18 protein-coding genes are annotated in these 12,122 nt (G+C 51.9%); 12 read left to right on the top strand and 6 right to left on the bottom strand.

Annotated elements, in window-relative coordinates; translation table 11 throughout:
• Positions 1-87 precede the first annotated feature (87 nt).
• From DEV76_RS22310 to DEV76_RS22340, 7 genes are all read left to right on the top strand, one after another.
• On the top strand, positions 88-618 hold the full coding sequence (locus tag DEV76_RS22310) for a DUF1599 domain-containing protein (RefSeq protein ID WP_109700166.1): 531 nt from the start codon (positions 88-90) through the stop codon (positions 616-618).
• Positions 619-638: 20 nt separating this feature from the next.
• The gene (locus tag DEV76_RS22315) at positions 639-1,727 is read left to right on the top strand and encodes a BT_3928 family protein (protein WP_109700167.1); all 1,089 of its coding nucleotides are present in this window, start codon (positions 639-641) and stop codon (positions 1,725-1,727) included.
• A 5-nt stretch (positions 1,728-1,732) separates the two neighbouring features.
• Positions 1,733-2,791 (top strand): ABC transporter permease, encoded by a 1,059-nt coding sequence (locus DEV76_RS22320; RefSeq protein WP_109700168.1) that lies wholly within the window; start codon positions 1,733-1,735, stop codon positions 2,789-2,791.
• Between the two features lie 115 nt (positions 2,792-2,906).
• Positions 2,907-3,422, top strand: coding sequence for an RNA polymerase sigma factor (locus DEV76_RS22325; protein ID WP_109700169.1), 516 nt, complete (start codon positions 2,907-2,909; stop codon positions 3,420-3,422).
• A complete protein-coding gene (locus tag DEV76_RS22330; RefSeq protein WP_109700170.1) occupies positions 3,409-3,903 on the top strand; it encodes a hypothetical protein in 495 nt (164 codons plus the stop codon). The genes DEV76_RS22325 and DEV76_RS22330 overlap by 14 nt, the downstream gene beginning before the upstream one ends.
• Before the next feature lie 56 nt (positions 3,904-3,959).
• Positions 3,960-4,517 (top strand): DUF4252 domain-containing protein, encoded by a 558-nt coding sequence (locus tag DEV76_RS22335; protein ID WP_109700171.1) that lies wholly within the window; start codon positions 3,960-3,962, stop codon positions 4,515-4,517.
• Entirely contained in the window at positions 4,514-5,125 is a 612-nt protein-coding gene (locus DEV76_RS22340; protein WP_109700172.1) for a DUF4252 domain-containing protein, read from the top strand. Before DEV76_RS22335 ends, DEV76_RS22340 begins: the two co-directional genes overlap by 4 nt.
• Here the strand turns inward: DEV76_RS22340 and DEV76_RS22345 are convergent.
• Both DEV76_RS22345 and DEV76_RS22350 read right to left on the bottom strand, forming a co-directional pair.
• Positions 5,122-5,409 carry a DUF721 domain-containing protein gene (locus DEV76_RS22345; RefSeq protein ID WP_109700173.1) on the bottom strand — a complete coding sequence of 96 codons (288 nt, stop codon included), beginning with the start codon at positions 5,407-5,409 and terminating at the stop codon, positions 5,122-5,124. The genes DEV76_RS22340 and DEV76_RS22345 overlap by 4 nt on opposite strands.
• A gap of 35 nt (positions 5,410-5,444) precedes the next feature.
• Entirely contained in the window at positions 5,445-5,882 is a 438-nt protein-coding gene (locus tag DEV76_RS22350; protein WP_109700174.1) for a DUF6841 family protein, read from the bottom strand.
• A gap of 80 nt (positions 5,883-5,962) precedes the next feature.
• On the opposite strand from DEV76_RS22350, the gene DEV76_RS22355 reads away from it, so the two are divergent.
• From DEV76_RS22355 to DEV76_RS22365, 3 genes are all read left to right on the top strand, one after another.
• Positions 5,963-6,901 (top strand): carboxylesterase family protein, encoded by a 939-nt coding sequence (locus DEV76_RS22355; RefSeq protein WP_109700175.1) that lies wholly within the window; start codon positions 5,963-5,965, stop codon positions 6,899-6,901.
• Positions 6,902-6,955: 54 nt separating this feature from the next.
• A complete protein-coding gene (locus DEV76_RS22360; RefSeq protein ID WP_109700176.1) occupies positions 6,956-7,540 on the top strand; it encodes a PhnA domain-containing protein in 585 nt (194 codons plus the stop codon).
• A gap of 88 nt (positions 7,541-7,628) precedes the next feature.
• Positions 7,629-8,048, top strand: a complete 420-nt coding sequence (locus DEV76_RS22365; RefSeq protein ID WP_109700177.1) for a DUF3995 domain-containing protein — start codon at positions 7,629-7,631, stop codon at positions 8,046-8,048.
• Positions 8,049-8,069: 21 nt separating this feature from the next.
• Here DEV76_RS22365 and DEV76_RS22370 read toward each other — a convergent pair whose 3' ends face one another.
• Complete coding sequence (locus DEV76_RS22370) at positions 8,070-8,825, bottom strand: class I SAM-dependent methyltransferase (RefSeq protein ID WP_109700178.1); 756 nt, start codon at positions 8,823-8,825, stop codon at positions 8,070-8,072.
• 121 nt (positions 8,826-8,946) lie between these two features.
• On the opposite strand from DEV76_RS22370, the gene DEV76_RS22375 reads away from it, so the two are divergent.
• A complete protein-coding gene (locus tag DEV76_RS22375) occupies positions 8,947-9,723 on the top strand; it encodes a nuclear transport factor 2 family protein (protein WP_109700179.1) in 777 nt (258 codons plus the stop codon).
• Here the strand turns inward: DEV76_RS22375 and DEV76_RS22380 are convergent, their stop codons facing one another.
• The 3 genes from DEV76_RS22380 to DEV76_RS22390 form a co-directional block, all read right to left on the bottom strand.
• On the bottom strand, positions 9,724-10,116 hold the full coding sequence (locus DEV76_RS22380; RefSeq protein WP_157963046.1) for a DoxX family protein: 393 nt from the start codon (positions 10,114-10,116) through the stop codon (positions 9,724-9,726). It lies immediately after the preceding gene.
• Between the two features lie 19 nt (positions 10,117-10,135).
• On the bottom strand, positions 10,136-10,675 hold the full coding sequence (locus DEV76_RS22385) for a GNAT family N-acetyltransferase (protein WP_109700181.1): 540 nt from the start codon (positions 10,673-10,675) through the stop codon (positions 10,136-10,138).
• Positions 10,676-10,806: 131 nt separating this feature from the next.
• Positions 10,807-11,196: a hypothetical protein gene (locus DEV76_RS22390; RefSeq protein WP_157963047.1), complete on the bottom strand. Its 390-nt coding sequence runs from the start codon at positions 11,194-11,196 to the stop codon at positions 10,807-10,809.
• A gap of 253 nt (positions 11,197-11,449) precedes the next feature.
• Between DEV76_RS22390 and DEV76_RS22395 the strand changes: the two genes are divergently transcribed.
• Entirely contained in the window at positions 11,450-12,085 is a 636-nt protein-coding gene (locus DEV76_RS22395) for a response regulator transcription factor (protein WP_109700183.1), read from the top strand.
• Positions 12,086-12,122: the final 37 nt, after the last annotated feature.

Here is a 12,122-nt window from a genome sequence, read left to right on the forward strand (position 1 = left end):
AGTGATTATTAAAGTGATATACGGCCAAATTTACCGTAATTCCTTCATTTCCCGCCGCCTTTACACGCAATTTAAATCAGCAATTGAATGACATACCAGCAGGTGATCGACAGCAGTAAGGACATTTTTCTGAAGAAGACGAAAGACTACGGTACTTCCTGGCGCGTATTGCGCCCCATTTCCATCGTAGACCAGATATTCATTAAAGCCCAGCGCATCCGTACCATCCAGGAAACGGGCGTGCAAAAGGTGGCAGACGATATTGCCGGAGAATTCCGCGCCATCATCAACTACGGCGTTATCGCCCTCATTCAGCTGCAACTGCCTTCCGACGACGTATACACGGACCTCCCCGTAGAAAAGGTTACCACCCTTTACGACGAACAGGCCGCATTCATCCGCACCGTTATGGAAGCCAAGAACCACGACTATGGCGAAGCCTGGCGCAGTATGAGCCAGGAGTCTTTCGTGGACCTCATCCTCACCAAGCTCCTCCGTATTAAACAGATACTCCGTAACGACGGAAAAACACTTATTTCCGAGGGGATCGACGCCAATTACGTCGACATCGTGAACTATGCCGTATTCGCGCTTATTCTCCTTGAAGAAAAGCCTTAACATTCCTATCTTTAACCACTATGAAACCAATCATCGCTATTTTTCGCATCGTAGTAGGGGTGCTGTTCATCTTTTCCGGATTGATCAAAGCCAACGACCCTTTAGGCCTCAGCTACAAAATGGACGAGTTCTTTGAAGTGCTGCATATGCATTTCATGATCCCGTTCTCCCTTACCCTGTCCCTCATCATGAATGCTTTCGAGATCATCGCAGGCTTTGCCGTACTCATCGGCTACCGCATGCGCTTTTTCTCGTTCCTGCTTCTTTTGCTCATCATCTTCTTCACTTTCCTGACCGGCTTCGCCCTCTTCAGCGGCCTCATCCGTGAATGCGGCTGCTTCGGTGACTGTATCAAGCTCACCGCTGATCAGTCGTTCTGGAAAGATATCATCCTGCTGGTGATGATCCTCGTGATCTTCATCTATCACAAGCGCATCCAGCCGCTCTTTCCACCGCGCATCAATGCCGGTATCATGATCTTCGCCGTGCTCTTCCCTATAGTGCTGCAATGGTATACCCTTTCGCATCTGCCGGTGGTGGACTGCCTTCCTTACAAAATAGGCAACAACATCCCTGAAAAGATGCAGGCTCCTCCCGGCTCCACGCCCGACGTGTATGAAACCGTGATGATCTATGAAAAAGACGGTAAGCAGCAGGAATTCACTACCGAAAACTACCCCTGGCAGGATACGCTGTGGAAGTTCGTGGACCGCAAAGACAAGCTCATTAAGAAAGGTAACGCCGAACCCGCTATTAAAGACTTCATCCTGAACGACTTTAACGGCAACAATATGAACCGCGGCGTCCTGAAAGAGTCGCTGCCCGTTTACCTCTTCCTTGTACTGGACGTTGCCAAAGCCGGCAGTGGCTGGGAGGCTAAAATGCAGGCCTATGAGAAACAGGCTGCAGAAGGCAAGATCGTGCTGATGGGTGTTACCAGCTCTAACCAGGCTGCCGTGGAGCAGTTCAAAGCCAACCGCGGTATTCATTTCGAATTCCTGCAGATGGATGGTACCGCCATCAAAACGGCCGGCCGCAGCAATCCCTGTCTGCTGATCCTGAACAGCGGCACCGTAGTGGCGAAATACCATTATAACGATATACCGTAAGCAATATGCTGCGATTCCTCTTCCGTAAAACGGGCTACGGCCTCCTCGTGCTCCTGGGCGTGGTGGTGATCGTTTTCCTGCTGTTCAACGTACTGCCCGCCGATCCGGCGCGTATGACGCTGGGGCAGCGGGCAGACGTGGCCTCGCTGGAGAACGTACGGAAGGAATTGCACCTGGATAAGCCCGTGGGGGTACAGTTCATGTATTATCTGAATGATCTGTCCCCCATAGGCATCCTTACACCGCAGCAATACCAGGAATCCGGCGGCGCCCTGCGGCTTTTCGGCGTGGGGAACGATAATTCCCTTGCCCTGAAAACGCCTAACCTGCGCCGGAGCTACCAGAGTAAGAAAGAAGTATGGGAGATACTGACGGAAGCCCTTCCCGGTACCCTTGTACTGGCCCTGGCCGCGATGCTTTTCGCCACCGTGGCGGGCATAGCGCTGGGTATCCTTTCCGCCGTTAAACAGAATACCTGGATGGACACAGGGGCCGTATTTGCCAGTGTAACCGGTATTTCCGCGCCTTCCTTCTTTGCAGGCATCGTGCTGGCATACCTTTTCGGCTTCGTGCTGGCAGACTGGACGGGGCTGCACATGACCGGGAGCCTCTACGACATTGACCCTTTCCGGGGCCGCGTCCTCAATCTCAACAATCTCATCCTGCCCGCACTCACGCTGGGCATCAGGCCACTGGCCATTATCGTGCAGCTCACCCGCAGCGCCATGCTCGATGTGCTGAGCCAGGATTACATCCGCACCGCTTACGCCAAAGGCCTCCGCCGCCGGACCGTACTGTTCCGCCACGCCCTCCGCAATGCCCTTAATCCTGTTATTACCGCTATTACCGGCTGGTTTGCCGAGCTGCTGGCAGGAGCTTTCTTCGTGGAATACATCTTCGGGTGGAAGGGGATAGGCAAGGTAACGGTGGACGCACTGGAGAAATTCGACTTCCCCGTAGTGATGGGGGCCGTGCTATTTACAGCCGGAATATTTGTGGTGATCAACCTGCTGGCAGATTTCCTGTATACCCTGATCGATCCCCGCATAAGGCTAACCTCCTGATTTTCAGTAATACAAAAAATATTTCCTTTTATTTTGTAACAAATGTAAATGGCAGTCGTCTTCTTTCTGTAACAACGAAGGAAACCGCCTCCTTCTGCCATTCTAAAACGAAACAATGACATCCAGCGCATTTCAGTCCCTCATCCTTCCGTACAGGCAAAAGCTTTACTGCTTTGCATACCGCCTGCTCGGGAATGAGGAAGATGCGAAGGATGTAGTACAGGACGCATTTATCCGGGTTTGGAATAACCGGGAGAAGATGCCCGAGCTGCAAAGCCTGGAAGCCTGGTGCATGCGTATTACGCGTAACTTGGCGCTCGACCGGCTGAAAAGCCGGAAGTACCGGGCAACAGATGATCTGGACAGAGCCGGGGAATTGCCTGCCGCGCATCAGACGCCGCTCCAGCACGCTGAAAAGAGTGATGTGATGCGCAGGGTGCACGGGGCCATTGCCCGGCTGCCGGAGAAATTCAGGACCGTACTGCAGCTCCGGGATATGGATGGACTCAGTTACCAGGAAATTGCCGACACGCTTGAAATAGGCCTGGCGGAAGTAAAAATTAACCTGCACCGCGCCCGTAAACAGGTGCGTGAGCAGTTACAAAACCTGCAAGTATATGGAATACAATGACATCAGGGCCCTGCTGGGGAAGTATTGGGCCTGCGAGAGCACAGAGGAAGAGGAAGAGGCGCTGCGCGTATTTTACGCCGGCCATGAAGGAGCGCTGCCCGCAGATCTCCAGGAAGCCGCTCCATTGTTCCGCTACTTCCACGATTGTAGTGACGTTCCGGAAATGCCGGAGCTGTTTACCGACCGCCCCGCTCCATGGGATGAACCACCTGCCATCGTACGCCCCATCTGGCAAAACTGGATGAAATACGCCGCGGCAGTACTCGTAGCTGGCGGGCTGCTTTATTCGGCAGACAGCTTCCGGGATAAGCAATCAGATGAACTGGCCTTCAGGGATACCTATTCCGATCCCAAACTGGCTTACGAACAAACACAACGCGCCCTGCAGCTGCTGTCTAAAAACCTGAACCGTGGTAAAACACAAATGGAAAAGATCGGGTACTTCAGCGAAGCCACCGAAAAGGTACAGGGTAAAAACTAACGGCCATTCCAGATCCGCATATTATAACCTTGATTGATCACTAATTCAAATTGAACATGAAACGCATTATCCCACTGGTCGCCTTACTATGCATTCTGTGCAGCAGCCAGCTGGCCCAGGCGCAAACCACCATCGAAAAATTCTTCCAGAAGTATCAGAACGACCAGTCTTTCACCGTCATCAACATTACACCGAAAATGTTCTCCATGTTTTCGAAAGTAAGCTCTGATGACCCCGATGCCAAAAAGGTCATGAACCTCGCCAGCAAACTGAAAGGCCTCCGGATTCTTATTAAGGAAGACACGAAAGAAGGGCAGAAGCTTTACCGCGAAGCTGCGCAATTCCTGGGTACCGGCATGGAAGAGCTCATGAGCCTCCGCGACAAAGACTCTGACCTTAAATTCATGGTGCGCGAAAACGCCAAAGGCAACATTGCAGAGCTGGTAATGCTCGTAGGCAGCTCCAACGAGTTCCTGGCTTTACTGGTATTGGGCGACTTCAGCATCAGCGAGATCTCCGAGATCGCCGGAAACATGAACATCGACGGTTTCGACAATCTCGGTAAGCTCGGCGAAGACACCAAAGGTCCAAAGGGCAGAAAAGGCCCTAAATGACACAACTAACGGACAAGCCGCCGTCCTCCATCCGCGGCCGCTTATCCTTTTCCATCCTTTACCTGAAAACTTATATCAATATGATCCGCTCCCTGTTTATCGCTACCATCTTCATCCTGTTTGCCTCCACTGCCAGCGCGCAGCGTAAAACACTCCGGACTTTTATGGTCCAGCACTACGACGTAGCCACCACCCACCGAATAGGACTGGGCTTCCTTACCTTCCGTGTGGTAAGCTGGTTCATACCCGACCGTGCTTTGGACGGACAGATGAAAGACATTAAATGGGCTCTGAAGAAAGTGAGAAGAATGCGCGTATACGCCCTCGAAATGGACAACGGGGTATTTTCCAGTGAAACCGTTAGTGCTTTAAAGGAGAAGTTAGAGAAGGATAATAAATTTGAACCCCTTGTGGAAGTACGCCACAAGAACGCCAATATTCACCTGATGAGTAATGGTAAAAATGAAGACAGGATTGATAACCTGGTAGTATTGGTGCAGGAAGAAGGGGAGATGATGATGCTGCACCTGCGTACGAAACTTTCTATGGATGATATTACGCGTATTGTGAATACCATTTCTGACGAAAGGAAGCTGACGAAGAACTAACGGATAATCACTTCCGTTACCACCTTTTCTCCCAGCATATCATTCACCAATCCCGCTATACGATCTTTCGAATAATTCAGCTCCTGCTTAAGGGGCGCCACAGTCGTAACAATCACCAGTTTGCCATCGTACAGGTGAACGCTCTCTGTGTACCGCGCGATGGTTTTACCCACTACCTGTTCCCAGTTTTCCTGAACACGTACTTCCATCAGCCGCGGTTTCAGGCGGCTTTTGTTCAGGTATTCTTTCAGGGCATCACCCAGGCTGACCATGTTGTTTCGCATGCTGCAAATGTAGCGACATTTTTCCGCTGCCGCTTTTATTTTTCCGGAATAAGTCCGTTATCCCGCATCGCTTTTTCTTCATCACCAGTTACATATGCAAAAATCTTAGGTTCTCCGGAAATGGTGGTTAATATGTACCATACATCGAATTCTATGCGGATGGTTTTCCCGTCTTTATCGTAAGCAGAATCCCAATGCACCTTTGCCATGCAGTGATTATCATCGATTTTGGTGACATCCAGCCCCGCCACGCGCATGCTCTTTGTACCGATCTTCCGGTAATGCTCGTAGCCTTCCTTCATCGCTTTAATGAATGAGTTATCGTTTTTACCGCATTGCACACCTGCGGGGGTAGATTGTACGAAGCAGTCGGCAAACACACCCGCAAAGGCCTCCAGATTTTCCGCTTTGCCCTGTATGGCATCATTGAACCGTTGTTCGTATGCCTGGAAGAAATCTTTGATCTTATCCATGGTTATAAGGTTTACAGGAATTTCACAATATTCAGGCCACCGGTGGCAACAACCGTAGAAAAATCCCGTAAATTCCTGTTATGAAAAGTCTATTTGTTCCCCTCTTACTGCTGCTCGGTTTCACCGCCGCCGCGCAGCAAACGCCTGCCAGGTTTTCGCTGGACGTGCGTTACCTCTTATCCCTCCCGGAAGGATATAATAAGGATACTACAAAGCAATGGCCATTGCTGATCTTCCTGCACGGTTCCGGCGAAAGCGGGATGGAACTTGCCAGGGTTGCTGCACATGGGCCGCCCATGCAGATAGCAGCGGGGAAAAAATTACCCTTCATCGTGGTATCTCCCCAATCCGATTTCGGTGGCTGGGATGCGGGCCTGTTGCACCGCCTGCTGCTGGACCTGAAAGGGAATTACCGGGTGGATAACGACCGTGTGTATATGACCGGCCTGAGCATGGGCGGTTACGGCACCTGGGAGTTTGCTTCCCGCTATCCTAACGAGCTGGCAGCCATAGTACCTATCTGCGGCGGCGGCAGGCCGTCTGATGCCTGGAAGATGCGGAATATACCCGTATGGTGCTTCCACGGGGCATTGGATAATGCCGTACCCCTCAGCGCCAGCGTAAGCATGATAGAAGCCCTGAAGCCTTACCAGCCCAATATCAAATTCACCATTTACCCCGAAACGGGGCACGACAGCTGGGTGGCTGCTTACAATAACGACAGTTTGTATACCTGGCTGCTTGCCCAGCGCCGCCACCGGTACAAGCAGGTAGCCATTGCCCCGGCAACCCTCGCTAAGTATTCCGGCACCTATGTGCGAAATAAGCGCGACACCGTGGTGCTTACTGCAGGAGACGGGGTTTTACAGATGCAGGCAGGCCAGCATAAAGAAACACTGAAGCCCGCCAGCGACTCGGTATTCTTCTGGGTGGAGCAGGCGCCTGCCGATGTTTTATTCAATAAAGAAGGCTTTATGATACGCGTTCGGGAGCAGGAACAGTTTAAAAAAGTGAAGTAGTCTGGCAACGCCAAATGAAAATCGTACCTTTGCGCCCTTGAAAGCAAGACGCATATGAAACTGCCCGATGATCTGAAAACACGCAGCAACAGCAGCTGCGAACTGTGTACCTCCACGGAGGACCTGGCTGCATACGAAGTACCGCATGCGCCCGAAGCCATGCGCAACACCGCAATTGCCACCTGTGGCAAATGCCGCGCACAGCTGGAGCGTAAAGAGCCCCTCGATGCACAACACTGGCAATGCCTCACCACCGCCATGTGGAGCGAGGTACCTGCCGTACAGGTGGTAGCCTGGAGAATGCTCAACCGCCTCCGTAACGAAACATGGGCTGCCGAACAGCTGGACATGATGTACCTCGACGATGAGCTGCTCGCATGGGCGAAAGCTTCCGGCGATCATGATAACGACGATGTGGTGGAACTGCACCTCGACAGTAACGGTACCCAGCTGCAACATGGAGACACCGTGGTACTCACCAAATCCCTCGACGTAAAGGGTACTTCCCTTAACGCTAAAATGGGTACCGTGGTGAAGAACATCCGGCTGGTGGAAAACAATACAGAACAGATCGAAGGCAAAATCGAAGGACAGCTGATTGTGATCCTCACCAAATACGTGCGCAAGCAAAACGCCTGATCACAATACTCAGAATATAAAAGGCGTCCTTCCTGCGAAGGGCGCCTTTCTTTTGCATAGTGCAATTACTTATCTAATTTGCCGGAACATGATCCTGTTTCTCCTCACTATCAATACGCTCATATTTACCGCCCTTTCCGCGCTGCATATATATTGGGCTGCCGGAGGCAAAAGGGGTATGGAAAATGCCGTGCCGCAGCGGGCAGACGGTGCTAAAGCCATGCAACCCGGAAAGGCAGCAACCTTTGGAGTGGCGGTTGTATTATTATGTTTTGCCTGGGCACATCTGTCGTGGCTGGTCCCTGATTTATCCGGTCTCCGTTTTCCCCGGTATGTTTTTTACCTGATCGGCGCCCTGTTTTTCCTCCGGGTGATGGGCGACTTCCGGTATGTGGGCCTGTTTAAAACTATCCGGAACAACGGCTTTACCCGGCATGACGACCGGCTTTACATACCCTTGTGCGCATACCTTTCCCTTGCTGCTGCAGGCTGTGGATGGCTGGCATAACGATACTGCTGAAAAATTTGGTTATTGCAACTTCCCAATGTAGAGCCGCGTGGTGTACATGAATTTCACCATTCCGTTAATGGCATATTTGGCGAACAGCACCGCCAGTTCCGCGGTCATTTCTTCATACCGTGGGTGGCCGGGCTGCGGGGCATAGGATGCAGACAGTAATCTTCCCTTCAAACCCTGAAAATCCAGCTGCTGGGCATTGCGGAACACATGTGCACGGTAAACGGCAGGAGAGTAGAAGGCCGACAGCTGCGCAGGGCCTACGTTGCGGTGGTTGGTTTCCCTATAATCAACGGCATACTTCTGTAACAGTGTTTCATACTCTTTCCCCAATGCATCATGTACATCCCGCTCGTTCCACATCAGTACGGTACAGGCTCCCGGTTTACCGATACGCAGGAACTCCGTACGTGCCGCGCTGCCATGGAACCAGTGAAAGGCCTGTGCGGCCACGATAATATCTGCCGAACCATCGGGGAGGGTGGTTTTCTCCGCTGTGCCCCCAATGGCATGAAACCCCGGGTGGCCATGCAGCAACCTTACGGATGCTTCCCGCATCTCCTGATTCGGCTCTATCGCATATACAATATTGCCGTTTTCCAGGAAAGGCAAACAGGAGATACCCGTTCCGGATCCAATATCCGCCACTACAGATTCCTTCGTTAAACAGGCTTCCTGCTCCAGGCAGGAGATGATGGCATGCGGGTAATGCGGTCGGAATTTAATATAATGCTCAGCTCGCCCGCTGAATCGTTCTGTGTTTTTCATAATGCTGGTTGTCCTTTGGTTATCATGTCTGATGTTTCTTCAATTCCAATTACAGTAACAAATTAAAGTACGGGATGTTTGGTGTAATATTATAACATCAACTTAAAATTTTCGCTTTCCCATGAAAAATAACCCTTTCAGCTTCAGATACATCCTCCTGCTTCTTGTTGTTTCTGCCAGTGCCCGTGCACAAACCGATGCTGCTGTTTCACAGCAGATACTGGAAAAGGACAGTCTTTTCTGGCATGCCTATAATACCTGCAACCTTCCGCAAATGGCATCCTTCTATGGTAAAGACCTGGAGTTTTACCACGACAAAGGCGGCATAACCCTGGGAGCGGATAAACTGAACGCCAGCTTCACCGCAGGGCCATGCAATCCCGCAGGCGATTACAGGCTCAGGAGAGAGGCTTTGCCCGGCACCGTGACGGTTTACCCCATGCGGAAGGCTGATACCGTATACGGGGCCGTTATCAGCGGGGAACATTACTTTTTCATTGTGAAGAACGGGCAGTCGCGCCGCGAGGGGCATGCGCGGTTTACGCACCTCTGGCTGCTGGAGAACGGGGAATGGAAGATGACGCGCATATTAAGTTTTGACCATGGGCCGGCACCATATGATAATGAGAAGAAGGCCATTACCCTCACAGCCCAACAATTGCAGGCCTGGGCAGGTAAATACAAAGGCCCGCAGTCGGAACTGGAGGTTGCCGTAAAAGATGGAAGACTGGAAATGATATCCGGTAAAAAAACGGCTGCATTCTTCCCCGAATCTCCGGATACATTTTTTATGAAGGAGCGCGCACTCACTTTTACCTTTTCCCGGAAAGAGCAGGCTACGGAGCTGACCGTCCGGGAAAACGGACAGGTAGTGGAAGTGCTGGTACGCCAGCCCTGATCAGTTATCGGTACGGTCGGCCGCCGCCGCTACCATGAGGGCTACAATCAGGATAAAACTGTATTCACAGCCGCCGGAACCATGCTCGCCTACAAACCAGCCCAGTTCGGCATGGATGAGGATAATCCCCACCAGCAGCAGCAATACGAAACCCGCGCTTACCCAGCGTACGTATTTACCGGCAGCCAGTAAGAGGCCGGCCACAATTTCAAACACGGTAATAGCCCATACCAGCGCCTCGCCGGCAGGGAGCCCCCTGCTTTCGAGGAAACCACCAAATTGGGGAATGGTGCCATTGGCAATACGCACCACGGCATGGGCCATGAAAATAACAGCAAGGGATAAACGGAGAATTAGCAGGCATAGCCTGAGTGACAGGAAAGGGAAGTGCATGACAGATTTGTTTGGTTGCTCAGGAAGCAGCGGGGTGAAGCTTTTTCCAGAAAATGATTGTGCCGGTAAGGCCGCCATGCGGCTTTAGGGCGAAATCCGGGATGATGCCGGTGCGTTGATAACCTGCTTTTTCGTAAAAACCGGCCGCGCCTTCATCTTCCGCGGTATCGAGGGTGAGGAGGGTGCGCCCGTGCCGGAGGGCCAGCTTCTCCGCTTCCGCCAGCAATGCAGCGGCAATTCCTTTACCACGGTGAGCTTTTGCCGTCATCATCTTGGCGATCTCTGCACGGTGGGGCTGGTTGGGTGGCAGGTCGAGCAGGAGTGTAACAGTGCCGGTTAAAATGCCCGTAGCATCAAAGGCGCCTAATATAATCCTTCCGCCCTGCTCTGCAGCTGCCAGTGAGCCCTGCCAGAAAGCACGGGCATCGGCTTCCGAAAGGGGGTGCATGAAACTGACGGAACCACCATGGGCCACGGTTGATATCAGTAATTCAGACAGCGCATGCAGGGTGGGCGCATCATTTTTAAGTGGGGTAATCTGTACGGTTGCGTGTTGCATATGACAGGGTTCAGTTCCTGAAAATACACAAAATCACGCTGCCGTATTCACGGGCAAAGAAAAAACCGGCCGTACCCGGCCGGCTGTTCTATAGACCGACTGCACCGCGGCAGTTACCCCTGAATTCAGGATTAAAATACTACAGAAGTGCCTGCAGAAAGCGTTGTACCACTGGAGGTACCTGTTTTCTTCAGTTCACCATTGATATACATTTCTACTTTCAGTGTGGAATTGGCATCCACTCCTATAGCGCCTACCACACAGGTGCCGCCCATTGCGGAAGCAGGTACGTCGAGTACGGGGCTTGTCCAGGTATTGCCTGGTATGGAAGATACGGTGGTAATCGTCTGATCGTACCCATACAGCGCACTATGGAGTTTCACACCGGTGCTGCCGATGGCTTTGTACTGTACTTTCTTGGCGGAACGGCCCGGAGCCGGATCATCATCTTTACCACCGCAGGCTGAGAATCCAATGGAGAAGGCCAGCACGGGCAACAAAAGCATTTTCAATGTCTTCATATAATAGTTTGTTTTTGACGCCTACTCTGAATTAACACAGTTTTCGGCTTCCCTGTATGATAATGGTTATGTATGCTGCTGAATTATGGCTATGCTGCACGACACAAAAGTAAAGGGATGCCCCGCGCGCTTCAATACCCCTATCCGGGTGAAATTTTCTACTGGTTTTCCGGTAGATAGGGCTGTAGATTTCGAACGGTAACGAATAAATGATACTTTTGCGGATGCGGGCAACATCCATCCCGCCGATACCATGTCCGGACAAACCATACACCTCGCCATTGTAGATGACCACCCGCTTATTCTTGAAGGCTTACAGAAACTGCTGGAAGGCGCTTCCGGTATAGAAATCACAGGTACTTTCGGGAATGCCCGCGATTGCCTGGCTTTCCTGGCCACCGGCCGTGCCGACATCCTCCTGCTCGACATTACACTGCCCGATGCCAGCGGCCTCGACCTCTGCCGGGAAATCAAAGAGATATCACCCGCCACCCGCATCCTCGCCCTCAGCAACCACTCTGAGCGCAGCATGATCTTACAGATGTTGCAGCAGGGTGCTTCCGGTTATATGCTGAAGAACGTGGCGGCCGATGAGCTGATCCGCTGCATCCGGGAAGCACATGAAGGATTGCTCACTTTCAGTAAAGCAGTACGGGAAATCATGGCTAAGCCCTCCGCGGCAGAGTTGCGGGAAACTCCCCGGTTAACCAAACGGGAAAAGGAAATCCTCCTCCTGATCGCAGATGGTAAAACCACCGCCGAAATTGCCGGCATGCTCCACCTCAGCCCCCTTACCATAGAAACACACCGTAAGAACCTCCTCCAAAAGTTCGGGACGCCTAATGTGGCTGCAATGATGAAAGCGGCCCTGCAACACGGACTGATGTAACAGGTAAAATAGGCGGAGGCGCCCCACGGGGAGCGCC

The sequence above is a fragment of the Chitinophaga deserti genome, from assembly GCF_003149455.1.
Classification (GTDB): domain Bacteria; phylum Bacteroidota; class Bacteroidia; order Chitinophagales; family Chitinophagaceae; genus Chitinophaga; species Chitinophaga deserti.

Coding starts and splice junctions, on each gene's coding strand:
- DEV76_RS22375 (WP_109700179.1), top strand. CDS start 8,947: ATGAAAAATAACCCTTTCAGCTTCAGATACATCCTCCTGCTTCTTGTT.
- DEV76_RS22310 (WP_109700166.1), top strand. CDS start 88: ATGACATACCAGCAGGTGATCGACAGCAGTAAGGACATTTTTCTGAAG.
- DEV76_RS22340 (WP_109700172.1), top strand. CDS start 4,514: ATGACACAACTAACGGACAAGCCGCCGTCCTCCATCCGCGGCCGCTTA.
- DEV76_RS22395 (WP_109700183.1), top strand. CDS start 11,450: ATGTCCGGACAAACCATACACCTCGCCATTGTAGATGACCACCCGCTT.
- DEV76_RS22345 (WP_109700173.1), bottom strand. CDS start 5,409: ATGCGAAACAACATGGTCAGCCTGGGTGATGCCCTGAAAGAATACCTG.
- DEV76_RS22385 (WP_109700181.1), bottom strand. CDS start 10,675: ATGCAACACGCAACCGTACAGATTACCCCACTTAAAAATGATGCGCCC.
- DEV76_RS22350 (WP_109700174.1), bottom strand. CDS start 5,882: ATGGATAAGATCAAAGATTTCTTCCAGGCATACGAACAACGGTTCAAT.
- DEV76_RS22370 (WP_109700178.1), bottom strand. CDS start 8,825: ATGAAAAACACAGAACGATTCAGCGGGCGAGCTGAGCATTATATTAAA.
- DEV76_RS22320 (WP_109700168.1), top strand. CDS start 1,733: ATGCTGCGATTCCTCTTCCGTAAAACGGGCTACGGCCTCCTCGTGCTC.
- DEV76_RS22355 (WP_109700175.1), top strand. CDS start 5,963: ATGAAAAGTCTATTTGTTCCCCTCTTACTGCTGCTCGGTTTCACCGCC.
- DEV76_RS22315 (WP_109700167.1), top strand. CDS start 639: ATGAAACCAATCATCGCTATTTTTCGCATCGTAGTAGGGGTGCTGTTC.
- DEV76_RS22360 (WP_109700176.1), top strand. CDS start 6,956: ATGAAACTGCCCGATGATCTGAAAACACGCAGCAACAGCAGCTGCGAA.
- DEV76_RS22390 (WP_157963047.1), bottom strand. CDS start 11,196: ATGAAGACATTGAAAATGCTTTTGTTGCCCGTGCTGGCCTTCTCCATT.
- DEV76_RS22335 (WP_109700171.1), top strand. CDS start 3,960: ATGAAACGCATTATCCCACTGGTCGCCTTACTATGCATTCTGTGCAGC.
- DEV76_RS22380 (WP_157963046.1), bottom strand. CDS start 10,116: ATGCACTTCCCTTTCCTGTCACTCAGGCTATGCCTGCTAATTCTCCGT.
- DEV76_RS22365 (WP_109700177.1), top strand. CDS start 7,629: ATGATCCTGTTTCTCCTCACTATCAATACGCTCATATTTACCGCCCTT.
- DEV76_RS22330 (WP_109700170.1), top strand. CDS start 3,409: ATGGAATACAATGACATCAGGGCCCTGCTGGGGAAGTATTGGGCCTGC.
- DEV76_RS22325 (WP_109700169.1), top strand. CDS start 2,907: ATGACATCCAGCGCATTTCAGTCCCTCATCCTTCCGTACAGGCAAAAG.